We start from the raw sequence: 13,477 nt of genomic DNA, 5'->3' as shown, positions 1-13,477 counted from the left end.
GGAAGACGTTTCGAACCGGGAGGGAGATCATGATGACGCAGATAGCAGCCCGTGCGCAGGCCTCGGGGTGGTTTTTCGTGCATTCCTGCCCGAGGGATCTGACCTCCCATCTGGAGTGGGCGCTCGCCCGGGAGATCGGCGGCGTGGTGAAACTCAGATGGTCTCCGCAGCCGCTCGTCGAGGGGACGGTTCGCGCCGAAACCGGTTGGAGCGGCCCCCCGGGCACTGCGGTCGAGATCGCCTCCTCGCTGTTCGGGTGGAAGGAATTGCGCTTCGAGATCACCGAGGATCGCACTGCGAACGACGACGGGGGACGCTGGATGCACACGCCGCGGCTCGGGGTCTTCCATCTCCGGACCGACGCCGCGGGGAATGGCTTGATCGGCGAGGAGGCCGTGCGCGCCGCCATCTCGAACACCGGGGGAGACGGCGCCCGGCTGGCGCGGGAGCTGCGCCTGCGGCTCGGCGAGGCCTGGGACGAAGAGCTCGAGCCCTTTCGCCGGACGGCCGATCGCGACGAGGAGACGATCTTCGCCGTGCCGAGCCTCCACGCGGGATAGGGACGCGCGGAATCGGTTCAGTCGTGGGAGCGAATAGCGACCACGGCATTATGCCCCCCGAACCCGAACGAGTTCGAGATGGCCAGCTGAGGGCCGTCGCCGAGGGGGCGGGGCTCGGCCGAGACGGAGAGCGGGATCTCCGGATCCTGTTCGACGAGGTTGATGGTCGGGGGGGCGACGCGGTGCTTCACCGCGAGCGCGGTGAAGAGCGCTTCGAGTGCGCCGGTGCCCCCGAGCAGGTGGCCGGTGGCCGCCTTCGTCGCGGAGACGGGGATCGAGTCGGTGCGGTCTCCGAATATCTGGTGCAGGGCGACGTACTCGTTGGGATCGCCGACGGGCGTGGAAGTGGCGTGGGCGTTGACGTGGGTGACCTCGTCGGCCGTGGCCCCGGCCTGGGCCAGCGCGAGCTCCACGGCGCGCGCCGCGCCCGTGCCCTCGGGGTCGTTCGCGGTGATGTGGTACGAGTCGGCGGTCACTCCGCCTCCCGCCAGCTCGGCGTAGATGCGGGCGCCGCGGGCCAGGGCGTGCTCCTCGGTCTCGATGACGAGGGCGGCGGCGCCCTCGCCCATGACGAAGCCGTCTCGGCCGATGTCGTAGGGCCTCGAGGCGGTCTCGGGCGAGTCGACGCGTTTCGACAGCGCCTGCGCCGAGTTGAAGGCCGCCAGGGTGATGGGGTGGATCGCCGCCTCCGAACCTCCCGCGATGATCACGTCGGCGAGTCCGAGCTGCAGATGCTCGTACGCGTTGATCAGGGACTCCGTGCTGGAGGCGCAGGCGGAGGCCACCGTGCGGGCGAATGCGCGGGCCTCGAGCTGCATGGAGATCGCCGCAGCCGGAGCGTTCGGCATCAGCATCGGCACCGTGAGCGGCATGACCCGTCGCGGACCCTTCTCCCGGAGCGTGTCCCAGGCGTCGAGGAGCGACCAGAGGCCCCCGATGCCGGTCGCCCAGTCCACGCCGAGGCGCTCGGAGGCGATTTCCGGGCTGCCCGCATCGGCGAAGGCCTCGAGCGCGGCGACCAGCGCGAACTGACTCGACGGATCGAGCCGCTTGGCGACGGGTCGCTCGAGCACCTCGGTGGGGCTCACCTTCGCCTGCCCCGCGAAGTTCACGGCCAGCCCGTACTGCTCGGCCCAGTCGTTGTCGAGCGTGCGAACGCCGCTCTCGCCTGCGAGGAGGGCCTCCCAGCTCTCCGGGGCGGTGCCGCCGATCGGGCTGCTCGCACCGATGCCGGTGATGACGATCTTCTTGCTCATGGTGTGCCTCGAATGGTGTGCGGGTTGGACGAACGGAGGCCGGCGCGCCGGCGGGGAGGCCGGGGTGGGCCTGTGCGGCCCGCCCCTCCCCGGACGGGTCTCAGGCCTGGGCGCCGGCGATGAAGCTGACTGCGTCGCCGACGGTCTTGAGGTTCTTGACCTCCTCGTCGGGGATCTTCACGTCGAACTTCTCCTCGGCGTTGACGACGATGGTCATCATCGAGATCGAGTCGATGTCGAGGTCGTCGGTGAAGGACTTCTCGAGTGCGACGACGTCCGCCGCGATGCCGGTCTCGTCGTTGATGAGCTCGGCGAGGCCTGCCAGGATCTCTTCGTTGCTGTGTGCCATGTTCTTCTCCTTGTGTGTGGTGACTGGATGATTCGGAAGACGTGCTGCGCGCCGTGCCGCAGCGCCTATTCAGCCTAGGGCAATTCGACGACCTGAGCCCCGTAGACGAGCCCCGCGCCGAAGCCGATGGTGAGCGCGAGACCCCCTGAGAGCTCCGGGCGCTCCTCGAGCAGGGCGTGCATGGCGAGGGGGACCGAGGCGGCGGAGGTGTTGCCCTGCAGCTCGATGTCGCGGGCCACGGCGACGGTGTCGGGCAGCTTGAGCTGCTTCGCGAACTCGTCGATGATCCGCATGTTCGCCTGGTGCGGGATGAACGCGGCGAGGTCGGAGGGCTCGAGGCCCGAAGCCTCGAGGGTGCGGCGGGCGACCTTCGCCATCTCCCAGACGGCCCAGCGGAAGACGGTCTGGCCGTCCTGGCGCAGGGTCGGCCAGGGAACCTCGCCCGGATTCCTCCGGTACTCCTCGAACGAGGTGGTCATCCTGATCGTGTCCCACTTCTCGCCGTCAGAGCCCCACACGGTGGGGCCGATGCCCGGGTGATCGCTCGCGCCGACCACGACGGCGCCCGCGCCGTCGCCGAGCAGGAAGGAGATGCTGCGATCCGTCGGATCGACCAGATCCGAGAGCTTCTCGGCGCCGATGACCACGACGTTGCGGCAGATGCCCGAGCGCACCAGGGCGTCGGCCTGGGCGACGCCGTAGACGTAGCCGGCGCAGGCCGCCGAGATGTCGAATGCTGCTGCGGGGGTGACGCCGAGCCGGTGGGCGGCGAGCGACGCCATCGAGGGCGTGACGGCGACGTTGGAGATGGTCGAGATGATCACGCCGTCGATGTCCGAGCGATCGAGCCCGCTGCGCACGATGGCCTCGTCGCCGGCTGCCACCGCCAGGTCGACCGCGAGGATCTCCGCGCTCGCCCGGCGCCGCTGAACGATCCCGGTCCGTTGACGGATCCATTCGTCGGAGGAGTCGATGGGGCCGACCAGTTCCTCGTTCGGCACGTCGAGATCGCCCCGCGCGGCGCCGATCCCGAGGATCCGGGTGTGCGCGGGACCCGTTTGCTGAACCAGAGTTGCCATCCGTACTTCCTTCCGACGTTCCGCTGCAGGTCTACTCGCCGGCCGAGGAGATGAGCTCGACGGCGGCATCGAGATCCTCCGGGGTCCTGACCGCAACCGCTGGCACGCCTCTGAGCGCGCGCTTGGCGATGCCGACGAGCGCGCCGGCGGGGGTCAGCTCGATCAGTCCGGAGATGCCGGCCTCCAGGAAGCTCGACATGCAGGCGTCCCAGCGCACGGGGTTGGCGATCTGGGCTACGAGGAGATCGAGGGTGCGGGCTCCGCTGTCCAGGAGCGACCCGTCGGCGTTGGTCCAGAGAGGCCGGCTCGGATCCGAAACGGACACGCCGCGGGCCGCCTCGGCGAGGACGGGCACCGCGCTCGCCATGTACGGGGTGTGGAAGGCACCGGCCACCTGGAGCTGGATCACGCGAGCGCCGCGCGGAGCGTCCTCGGCGAGCGCCCGAAGCGCGTCCAGCGGACCTGCCGCGACGATCTGGCCGCCGCCGTTCCGATTGGCGGCGGTGAGGCCGTGCGCCGCGATGCGCTCGAGGACGTCGGCCTCGACGCCGCCGACGACGGCGCTCATGCCGGTCTCCTCGCGCGTCGCTGCGTCTGCCATCGCGCGTCCGCGCACGCCGACCAGTTCCAGCGCATCCGTCTCGGCGAGCACTCCGGCCGCCGAGGCCGCCGCGAACTCGCCGACGGAGTGCCCGGCGACGCCGACGCCGTCGAGGGAGGTGCGCTCTCCGAGTGCGCGCCAGGCGAGCAGACTCGCGGCGACGATCAACGGCTGAGCGAGTCGCGTGTCGCGGATGGTCTCTGCGTCGCTCTCGGTGCCGTGGGAGATGAGGTCGACGCCGGCGCGCTCCGAGGCTTCGCCGAGGAACTCGCGCGCAGCGGGGAGTTCGAGCCATTCACTCAGGAAACCGGGTGTCTGGGAGCCCTGTCCGGGGCAGGAGATCACAATCACGACATACAGTTTCTCAGATGACGGCGGAAAGGCTTGCATACACTCACCCAGAAATCAGGGATTTCTTTGTGGAGATCATCCATGCGGTCAGTCCTTCTGGCTCGGTCGCCGCCTACCGCGCTCGGCTATGGAGCCCACGATGAGCGCCGATTGCAGGATCAGCGCCTCACGGGCGCCCGTCGCATTCCAGCCGATGATCTCGCTGACCTTTTTCAGACGGTAGCGCACGGTGTTGGGGTGGACGAACAGCTCACGGGCGGTGGCCTCGAGCGACCGGCCGTTGTCCAGGTAGCACCACAGCGTCTCCCGCAGCTCCTCGGAGTGCCGGCCGAGCGGCTCGTAGATCTGCTCGATCAGCGTCCGCCTGGCGAGACCGTCGCCGACGAGCGCGCGCTCGGGCAGCAGGTCATCCGCCTCGACCGGTCTCGCGCTGCCGCGCCAGGCCGCCGCGACGGCGATGCCGGCCAGGGCCGCCCGCGCGCTGCGCGAGGCCTCCACCAGATTCTCCACGGTCGGGCCGAGCACGAGCGGGCCGTTCGAGAAATGGTCGACCAGTTGCGCGGCGATCTGAGCGAACGGCGCGGGCTCCGGGACGCCACCGCCCGGTTCCTTCGCCTCGAGCTCCATGCGTCCGAGCACGAGCACGAGGCGCGTGCCCTGCAGACCGACGAGCACATCTGCTCCGCTGTGCCTCGCCGTGCGGCGGATCTGGTCCACGTCGACGGAGCGCTCCGACGCTCCGACGAGCACCGCAGCCTCTCCGGTGCCGTGCCAGCCGAGTGCGGCGATCCGGCTGGGCAGCTCGGTGTCGCTCTCGCCGGTGAGGATCGAATCGACGACCAGCGCCTCGAGCCTCGCATCCCAGAGACCGCGGGCCTCGGCTGCGCGCGCGTAGACGTCGGCCGCCGCGAAGGCGACGTCCCGCGAGTAGTGGAGCACCGCCTCGCGCAGGGCCTCGCTGCGCGGGGCGACCCGATCCTCGACGACGGAGACCACGACCCTGATCAACTGGAGGGTCTCCGACAGGCTGACCGAGCGGAGCAGCTCCCGCGGCGCCGAGCTGAAGACGTCCGAGGCGATCCAGGGCGTCGAACTGGGATCCTCGTACCACTGGATGAAGGATCCGATTCCGGTCTGGGCGACCAGTCCCACCGCGCTCCGACGCCCGGGCGGCATGTCGCCGTACCACGGCAGCGTCTCCTCCAGCTGCGCGATCGTCTGCGTGGCGAGCTCGCCCGTGATGGTCTTCAGCCAGGCGAGCTCGCGCTCCTTCGACGCGACGGCGTCGGCTCCGGGCGCGTCAGGCGTCGCCACCGGCGCCGCCCGTGGTTCCCGCGTTCACATCCCTCAGGCGATACCGCTCGGCGGCCTGCAGGGGCGCCGACGGGCTCACGCGGCCCTCGGCCGCCAGCTGCTGCAGCACGCGCACGACGAGCGACTCGCGGTCGATCCCGAAGTAGCGCCGGGCCGCCGCGCGCGTGTCGCTGAAGCCGAATCCGTCGGCGCCGAGCACGGCGTAGGGGCGAGGCACGAACTGCCGGATCTGATCGGGCACGTCCGTCGCCCAGTCGCTGACGGCGACCACCGGGCCCTCGCCCTCGGCCAGCTTCTCGGTCAGGTAGGGCACGCGCCGCTCGGCCTCGGGATGGAGGAAGTTGTGCCGTTCGGCGGCGACGCCGTCCCGGCGCAGTTCGCTCCACGATGTGACGCTCCACACCTCCGCGGCGACCCCCCAGTGCTCGGCGAGCAGGCGCTGCGCCTCGAGCGTCCAGGGCACCGCCACACCCGAGGCGAGCAGACTCGCGCGAGGCGCCTCGGCCCCGAGATCCGGGGCTTCGGCGACCCTGTGGATGCCGCGGACGATGCCGTCCGCGTCGACGCCCTCGGGCTCGGCGGGATGGATGATCGGCTCGTTGTAGACGGTGAGGTAGTAGAGCACGTTCGGATCGGGGTGCGACCCCCCGTACATGCGCTCCAGCCCGCTTCGCACGATGTGGCCCAGCTCGTAGCCGTATGCGGGGTCGTAGGAGACGACCGCGGGATTCGTGTTGGAGAGCACGAGAGAATGGCCGTCCGCGTGCTGCAGGCCCTCCCCGGTGAGGGTGGTGCGGCCCGCCGTCGCGCCGATCATGAAGCCTCGGGCCATCTGATCGCCCGCCGCCCAGATCGCGTCGCCCGTGCGCTGGAAGCCGAACATCGAGTAGAAGATGTAGATCGGCACCAGTGGTTCGCCGTGCGTCGAGTAGGAGGTGCCGACGGCGGTGAGCGCCGCAGCGGCTCCGGCCTCGTTGATGCCGACGTGCAGCAGCACGCCCTGCGGGCTCTCCTTGTACGCCAGCAGCAGCTCCCGGTCGACGGAGGTGTAGTTCTGGCCGTGGGGGTTGTAGATCTTCGAGGTCGGGAAGTAGCTGTCCATGCCGAAGGTGCGCGCCTCGTCCGGGATGATCGGGACGAACCGGGGACCGAAGCCCTGGTCGCGCATGAGGTCCTTCAGCAGACGGACGAACACCATGGTCGTCGCCGCCTCCTGGGTGCCGCTGCCCTTGGCCGCGATGCCGTAGCTCTTCGCCTCGGGGAGCGCGAGGTCGACGTGCGTCGTGCGCCGCTCCGGCAGGTAGCCGCCCAGCTCGCGGCGGCGCTCGTGGATGTACTGGATCGCCTCGTCCTGCTCGCCCGGGTGGTAGTAGGGCGGGCGGTAGGGGTCCGCCTCGAGCTCGGCGTCCGAGATCGGGATCCGCATGGTGTCGCGGAACTGCTTGAGATCGTCGAGCGTCATCTTCTTCATCTGGTGCGTCGCGTTGCGCCCCTCGAAGTGAGAGCCGAGACCGTAGCCCTTGATGGTCTTCGCCAGGATGACCGTGGGGCGCCCCTTGTGCTCGGTCGCCGCCTTGAACGCGGCGTAGACCTTGCGGTAGTCGTGACCCCCGCGGCGCAGGTTCCAGACCTGCTCGTCGCTGTAGTCCTCGACGAGGCGCAGCGCCCGCTCGTCGCGTCCGAAGAAGTGCTCGCGCACATACGCGCCGTCCTCGGCCTTGTAGGTCTGGTAGTCGCCGTCCGGCGTGACGTTCATCAGGTTCAGCAGCGCGCCGTCGACGTCGCGGTTCAGCAGCTCGTCCCAGTCGCGGCCCCAGATGACCTTGATGACGTTCCAGCCCGCGCCGCGGAAGAAGCTCTCGAGCTCCTGGATGATCTTGCCGTTGCCGCGCACCGGGCCGTCGAGCCGCTGCAGGTTGCAGTTGACGACGAAGGTGAGGTTGTCGAGGCCCTCGTTGGCGGCGACCTGCAGCTGTCCGCGGCTCTCGACCTCGTCCATCTCGCCGTCGCCGAGGAACGCCCAGACATGCTGATCGGAGGCGTCCTTGATGCCGCGGTTGGTGAGGTACTTGTTGACCTGAGCCTGGTAGATGGCGTTGATCGGGCCGAGCCCCATCGACACCGTCGGGAACTGCCAGAAGTCGGGCAGCAGGCGCGGGTGGGGGTAGCTCGGCAGCCCGCCGCCGGCGTGCGACTTCTCCTGGCGGAAGCCGTCGAGCTGATCGGCGCTGAGGCGACCCTCGAGGAAGGCCCTGGCGTAGACGCCGGGGGAGGCATGCCCCTGGATGAAGATCTGGTCCCCGCCGCCGACGTGGTCCTGTCCGCGGAAGAAGTGGTTGAAGCCGACCTCGTAGAGCGAGGCGGCCGAGGCGTAGGTGGAGATGTGGCCGCCGACGCCGATGCCGGGACGCTGCGAGCGGTGCACGGTGACGGCGGCGTTCCAGCGGATCCAGGAGCGGTAGCGGCGCTCGATGTCCTCGTCGCCGGGGAACTCCGGCTCATCGGCCGAGGCGATCGTGTTGACGTAGTCCGTGGTGGGGATCTGCGGGACGTTCAGATGCAGCTGTCGGCTTCTGGCCAGCAGGCTCGTCATGATCTCGCGCCCGCGGGCGGCGCCGCGCCCCCCGACGACGGCGTCGAGGGACTCCACCCACTCGGCCGTTTCGTCCGGGTCGATGTCGTCGCTGTCGGGGGCGTACGGATCCTCTGTGTTCACGGCCACGTTGTTGCTCCTTCACCATGATTCGCGTGCACGCCGGGATTTGGCGACGCGAGTCGGTGCGCAGGTGAGCGCACCGCTTCAACACTATCGAAGACGCGCGGGAGGGGCACCCCGCCGGCGGCTACCCGAATCGGCCGTTCACGTAGTCGAAGGTGCGCGGATCGATGGGGGAGTCGAACATGGCGGCGGTGTCGCCGTGCTCGACGATCACTCCGGGTTTTCCGTGAGCCGCGAGGAAGAAGGCGCACTGCTGAGAGACGCGCTGGGCCTGCTGCATGTTGTGGGTCACGATGACGATGGTGACCTCCTTGGCGAGCTCCAGCATGGTCTCCTCGATGACGCGGGTCGAGGTGGGATCGAGGGCTGAACAGGGCTCGTCCATCAGCAGCACGCGCGGCGTCACCGCGAGGGATCTGGCGATGCAGAGGCGCTGCTGCTGGCCGCCGGAGAGGCCGCCGCCGGGCGAGCGCAGGCGATCCTTGACCTCTTTCCAGAGGCCGGCCTTGGCGAGGGAGGTCTCGACGAGGTAGTCCTTCTGCTCCCTGGAGGCCTTGGTGCCGGTGAGCTTCAGCCCCGCGATCACGTTGTCGTAGATCGACATGGCGGGGAAGGGGTTCGGCTTCTGGAACACCATGCCGATGTGCTTGCGGGCCTCGACCAGCTTCTTCTTCGGATCGTAGATGTCCTCGCCGTCGAGCAGCACCTCGCCGGCGAGCGTCGCGGAGGGGACGAGCTCGTGCATGCGGTTGAGGATCCGCAGGAAGGTCGACTTGCCGCAGCCCGAGGGGCCGATCAGCGAGGTGACCTGCCCGGCGGGCATGGTGAGCGAGACCCGGTCGAGCACCTTGCGATCGCCGAACCACGCGGTGATGCGGTTCGCCTGCAGGGTCGCGAGCGGTGCGGCTGCCTCTTCGGGCTCGGCCGGCTGCGTGCCGGGCGGTGTCGCATGGGGCCCCTGGACGGCGCCGTCGATGGGGGGCAGTCCCTCGAGGTCGACCGGGGGCAGCACGGTCGTGGGGACGTCGCCCGGGACTCCGGGCGCGGACTGATCCCCGGGGCCCGTCGGCGCCGGCGCGTCGGGCGCCGGGGCGCCCGGGGCGAGGTTCGGGAGCAGCTGCGTGTAGTCGTTCTCGTTGTTCGGCTGGGTCATTCTGATGAGTCCTTTAGAGCAGGTTGGGGAGCAGGCGCATGACCTGATCGGTGACGATGAAGGTGATCAGCAGCGCGATCGGAACGAACACGGCCCACGCACGTCGCGCCCCGACGCGGCGAACCGACCAGACGAGCGCGACCTCGAGCACGATCAGCGCCTGCAACGCGAACACGAGGGCCCAGACGGTGCTGGTATCGGTGGCCATGGCGCGATGGCTCGGCGGCAGCGTGGCGGGAGTGGTCTGCCGGGCGCCCGTATCCTGGACGTCGCTGACGAGACGCGCATCGACACGGATCACGCCGGTGGGCACGTAGGGCATGCTGGTGCGAGCGGTTTCGAGGATCAGGCGGCTCTCGCCGGTCTGCGGCGTCGTCGGCGTGGGGTCCTTCTGGTACCGGACTCCGATTACCGAGTACACGTGCTCGCCCTGGCCGGTGATCGCGGTGAACGTGTCGCCCGGCCGCAGATCCTTGATCTTCGAGAAGGGCGCGCCGTAGGCGGACGCCCGGCCCATGATGATGCTCACCCCGGCCTGGCCGGGGAGCACGGTGTCGCGGCGGTGCCCGGGGCCGTTCGACGTGACGCCGCCCGAGCTGCCCTCCACCACGACGGTGCGCAGTCCGATGCTCGGGATGTCGAGGAGGGTGACCGGATCGCCGTCGCTGAGCAGAACGCTGTTGAAGTCGCCCTCGCTGACGGGGGCGACGCCTTCAGCGAGCTCTGCGCTGAAGCGGTCGCGCAACTGCTGCTGAGCGGCGAAGTACTGGAGATGGCTGAATACGATGAGGTTGAACGCGAAGCTCAGCAGCAGCGCGGCGGCGATGCCGACCACGCCCCGGATCGCGTGGTCCCTCTGCGAGAGCACGAGCGGGGGCTTCGGCTTCTTCGGCTTCTGCTCAGCGCCGGTGACCGGAGCCGAAGCGGGTGACGACCCGGCGGCCGGGCCGGGGGAGAGATCGGTGGTCATGAGGCTGGGACCTCCTCCGAGGAGGGTGCGTATGCGGCGCGGCGGCGGAGCGCGAACCTGAGCACGACGAGCGCGACGGCGATGAGGAGCAGGCACGCGAAGGCGAACAGCGGCGGGAAGAAGAGGAAGGCGTCGCGGGACTGCGCCTCGGAGCCGTTCTCGACGACGGTGTCGGGCGCGAACGTCGCGTGGGCGGTGTAGAGCGCCCACTGGCCCGGTCCGTCGAGGTGGGCCGTCAGCGTGCGGGTCTCGCCCGCGGCGAGATCCGCCACCTCCGCGGTGGGAAGCGCCGACACGCGGGTGCCCCAGAGCGTCGTGATCCAGAAATCCGCGGTTCCGCTCAGCTTCTTCGTCGACAGGTTGCGCACCGTCAGCGAGACGGCGACGCTGCCCCCTGCAGGCAGGAGATTGGGTGACGCGGCGACGTCGAGGGCGCTGACGAGGAAGAGCCCGTCGGAGCCGGATGGGACGACGACCGGATCGGGAGTGCTCTCATCCTCGGGGCCGTCTCCCTCGGAGTTCTCCGGAACGGGGTCGGAACTCTCTTCGGCGTGCGTCGGAGGAACCGGGAGCACGGCGGTCGAGGCGAGGGCGAACAGTGCGAGGAGAGCGAGGAGCGCCGCGATGCGGGCGCTGCCGCGCCGACGGCTGGGCGGGCGCCGACTGAGCCCGGTGCGGGCGAGTGCAATCACAGTGGTGGGGGTCTTCTTCGTTCCGGCGGTACTCGTGGGAATCACAAGAGTCATGGCGATGGGTGTGCAGGCGGGGGTGAACCCGGGCCCGGCCCGCGCGTGGCGCGGATGCCGGGCCCGGGTTCATCCGGGAGGAGAAGAGGTTAGCGGACCGTCTTGGCCGAGCTCTTCTTGGTGACGGTGGTGTAGCCCGTGAGCTTGCCGGTCACCCGAACGCTGATCTTCTTCTTGCGGTCGGCCTTCTTGACCTTGTAGGACGACTTCTTCGCGGCGCTGCCCTTGATGGCCTTGCCGTTGCGCAGCCACTGGTAGCTGAGCTTGACGCCCTTCGGCGACCAGGACGAGGTCTTGGCGCGCAGGGTCTTGCCCGACTTGGCGGTACCGGTGACCTTGACGGACTTCGCCGAGATCTTGCCGTTGGCGACGGTCTTGGCGGCGCTGGTCTGCACCACGTTGGCCGCACCCGTGAGCGTGCCGGTCACGCGCACCGAGATGCGCTTCTTGGCGTCCGCCGCGACGAGCTTGTAGCTGGCCTTCTTCGCGGCGCTGCCCGAGATGGCCTTGCCGCCGCGCAGCCACTGGTAGCTGAGCTTCACGCCGGTCGGGGTCCAGCCGGTCGCGCGAGCGGTCAGCGTGGAGCCGACGCGGGCGGTGCCGCTGATGGTGGGCTTGGCGCCCGCGATCACCGGAGCCTCGATGGCGCCGCCGAGCGAGAACTTGCCGGTGCCGGCCTGGATGTTCACCACGCGGTAGGCGGAGTCGACCACGGTCGCGCCGCTGTCGTTGGTGAACGCCACGCCGATGGCGTACTCGCCGCCGTTCGCGATCACGGTGCTCAGCGCGCGGCCGCCGTGATCCTCGAGGGTGAAGTTGTCCGCCAGCAGGCCGCCGTTGGGGCCGGCCGCCTCGGTCTGCTCGAACGAGCTCCAGGTCGACTTGCCGCCCAGCGCCTGACCGTCGGCGGGCACCGGAGCGACGAAGCGGTACACCTCGGTGAACGCCCCGTCGGCCGTGATCTCGGCCAGCGGATCGGTGTCGCTGGCGGAGATGACGAGCTGATCGTCGGCGTCGTAGGTGCCCTCGCCCTTCTCGAGCAGGGTCGGCGTGTCGGCCTCGCCGTTCCAGACGTAGAAGGTGCCGGGGGTCTCGGCTGCGGTCGCGGTCAGTGCCGGGACCGTGGTCGCACCGGCGATGAGGCCGAGCGAGAGCGCACCGGCGAGCACGCCGCGCACAGTCTGATTCTTCTTCATGAGTGTGTGTACTCCTTGGAATGCTTACGCGTTAGTTGCGGAAATTCGCGCGGATGAAATCGGTGGTGCTGGGCTCGAGGAAGCCGAACTTCTGCTTCACCGCACCCGCCTGGCTGGGCAGCCCGTCCTGGTTGGAGAGCAGCTTGCTGCCGGTCTCGCCCAGGAGGTTGTCGAGCTTGGCGTCGTACTTCGGGTCGTTCGGATCGATCCGCGCGTACTCGACCACCAGGTAGGTGTCGCGGCCCCAGGTGCTGTTGGAGTAGTACGAGGCGTTGGGCAGGGTGTTGACGCCCTCGCCGGTGACGGGAGCGGTTCCGGTCGGGGTGCCGAGCTGCACGGTGGCGCCGATGCGGCTGGCGGCGGCGCCGGTCTTCTGCGAGACCCACTGGGCCACGGAGATCGGGGTGACGGCGTTGTTCGGGAACGGCGTGGTGCCGTCGGCGAGGTGCGCGGTGTCGTGCTCCTGACCGATGACGACGCAGGAGCCGAGCGTCGGGTTGCCGATCTTGCTCAGGAAGTCCGAGCGGCTGCCCGAACCGGCCTGGGGGATGACCGGGGTCACCGTCACGCCGCCGATGGTGGTGGTCTGGCACTCGAACAGGCTCTTGAGCTGATCGGCGTTCAGGTTCGACAGAGCCGCGTTGCCACCCGAGTAGGCGTAGGCGAGCGCGTCGCGGCCGAAGGGCAGGTAGACCAGCGGGCCGGAGGGGTTGGCGCCCGGGTTCGAGCCGGGGCCCGAGGAGGAGCGCGCGATGTCGACCTGGCCGCTGATGTTCACGGCAGGCGTGCTGCCGGCGGTGCCGGAGGTGTAGTTGATGCCCTGCACCGAGGCGCTGAGCGCCTTCACGCCGTCGCCCGAGCCGTTGGGGCGCCCGAAGGAGGGGCCCCCGACCTTGGCGGTGATGTTCGGCGTGGTGCCGGTGGCGTGGAACGACGCGAAGTGATCGCCGTTCGCGGTTGCTCGCACGAAGGAACCGGTGACGGTCGTGCCCTCTGCGAACGCGGCGACCACGTCCTGCAGGGTGTCGGAACCGACCACCGCGAAATCACCCGCCGCAGCAGGAGCCTCGACGCGATCGGCGTGCGCCGTGGGCGCGATGGCGAGCAGGGTCGCGACGACCCCGACCGAGGCCAGCGCGGCCGTATACTTCTTGATGTTCTTCACTGCTGTTCCTTTTCTCGT

At 69.6% G+C, this 13,477-nt stretch carries 12 protein-coding genes; 1 reads left to right on the top strand and 11 read right to left on the bottom strand.

Translation table 11 applies throughout. The features are described from left to right. Positions 1 to 32: 32 nt before the first annotated feature. Positions 33 to 560, top strand: coding sequence for a DUF3145 family protein (locus J4H92_RS12900; RefSeq protein ID WP_208098608.1), 528 nt, complete (start codon positions 33 to 35; stop codon positions 558 to 560). Between the two features lie 17 nt (positions 561 to 577). Here the strand turns inward: J4H92_RS12900 and J4H92_RS12895 are convergent, their stop codons facing one another. The 11 genes from J4H92_RS12895 to J4H92_RS12845 all read right to left on the bottom strand — a co-directional run bounded on the left by J4H92_RS12895 (position 578) and on the right by J4H92_RS12845 (position 13,459). Then, positions 578 to 1,816, bottom strand: coding sequence for a beta-ketoacyl-[acyl-carrier-protein] synthase family protein (locus tag J4H92_RS12895; protein ID WP_208098607.1), 1,239 nt, complete (start codon positions 1,814 to 1,816; stop codon positions 578 to 580). Between the two features lie 100 nt (positions 1,817 to 1,916). Next, positions 1,917 to 2,165, bottom strand: a complete 249-nt coding sequence (locus J4H92_RS12890; RefSeq protein ID WP_208098606.1) for an acyl carrier protein — start codon at positions 2,163 to 2,165, stop codon at positions 1,917 to 1,919. 74 nt (positions 2,166 to 2,239) lie between these two features. Then, positions 2,240 to 3,244 carry a beta-ketoacyl-ACP synthase III gene (locus J4H92_RS12885; protein ID WP_208098605.1) on the bottom strand — a complete coding sequence of 335 codons (1,005 nt, stop codon included), beginning with the start codon at positions 3,242 to 3,244 and terminating at the stop codon, positions 2,240 to 2,242. A gap of 31 nt (positions 3,245 to 3,275) precedes the next feature. Then, positions 3,276 to 4,196 carry an acyltransferase domain-containing protein gene (locus tag J4H92_RS12880; protein ID WP_208098604.1) on the bottom strand — a complete coding sequence of 307 codons (921 nt, stop codon included), beginning with the start codon at positions 4,194 to 4,196 and terminating at the stop codon, positions 3,276 to 3,278. A gap of 87 nt (positions 4,197 to 4,283) precedes the next feature. Then, positions 4,284 to 5,510 (bottom strand): helix-turn-helix domain-containing protein, encoded by a 1,227-nt coding sequence (locus J4H92_RS12875; RefSeq protein WP_208098603.1) that lies wholly within the window; start codon positions 5,508 to 5,510, stop codon positions 4,284 to 4,286. After that, complete coding sequence (gene aceE / locus J4H92_RS12870; protein ID WP_208098602.1) at positions 5,497 to 8,232, bottom strand: pyruvate dehydrogenase (acetyl-transferring), homodimeric type; 2,736 nt, start codon at positions 8,230 to 8,232, stop codon at positions 5,497 to 5,499. Before aceE ends, J4H92_RS12875 begins: the two co-directional genes overlap by 14 nt. A gap of 121 nt (positions 8,233 to 8,353) precedes the next feature. After that, positions 8,354 to 9,118, bottom strand: coding sequence for a phosphate ABC transporter ATP-binding protein (locus J4H92_RS12865; RefSeq protein ID WP_243752368.1), 765 nt, complete (start codon positions 9,116 to 9,118; stop codon positions 8,354 to 8,356). Between the two features lie 277 nt (positions 9,119 to 9,395). Further along, on the bottom strand, positions 9,396 to 10,352 hold the full coding sequence (locus tag J4H92_RS12860; protein WP_208098601.1) for a sortase: 957 nt from the start codon (positions 10,350 to 10,352) through the stop codon (positions 9,396 to 9,398). After that, entirely contained in the window at positions 10,349 to 11,044 is a 696-nt protein-coding gene (locus J4H92_RS12855) for a hypothetical protein (protein ID WP_208098600.1), read from the bottom strand. The genes J4H92_RS12860 and J4H92_RS12855 overlap by 4 nt, the downstream gene beginning before the upstream one ends. A gap of 143 nt (positions 11,045 to 11,187) precedes the next feature. Further along, a complete protein-coding gene (locus tag J4H92_RS12850; protein ID WP_208098599.1) occupies positions 11,188 to 12,294 on the bottom strand; it encodes a hypothetical protein in 1,107 nt (368 codons plus the stop codon). Between the two features lie 31 nt (positions 12,295 to 12,325). Beyond that, positions 12,326 to 13,459: a hypothetical protein gene (locus J4H92_RS12845; RefSeq protein WP_208098598.1), complete on the bottom strand. Its 1,134-nt coding sequence runs from the start codon at positions 13,457 to 13,459 to the stop codon at positions 12,326 to 12,328. Between the last annotated feature and the right edge of the window lie 18 nt (positions 13,460 to 13,477).

The organism is Leucobacter weissii (assembly GCF_017565745.1).
Taxonomy (GTDB): Bacteria; Actinomycetota; Actinomycetes; order Actinomycetales; family Microbacteriaceae; genus Leucobacter; species Leucobacter weissii.
Note: the sequence above shows the minus strand (reverse complement) of the source record. Positions and strands in the feature narration are given on the sequence as shown.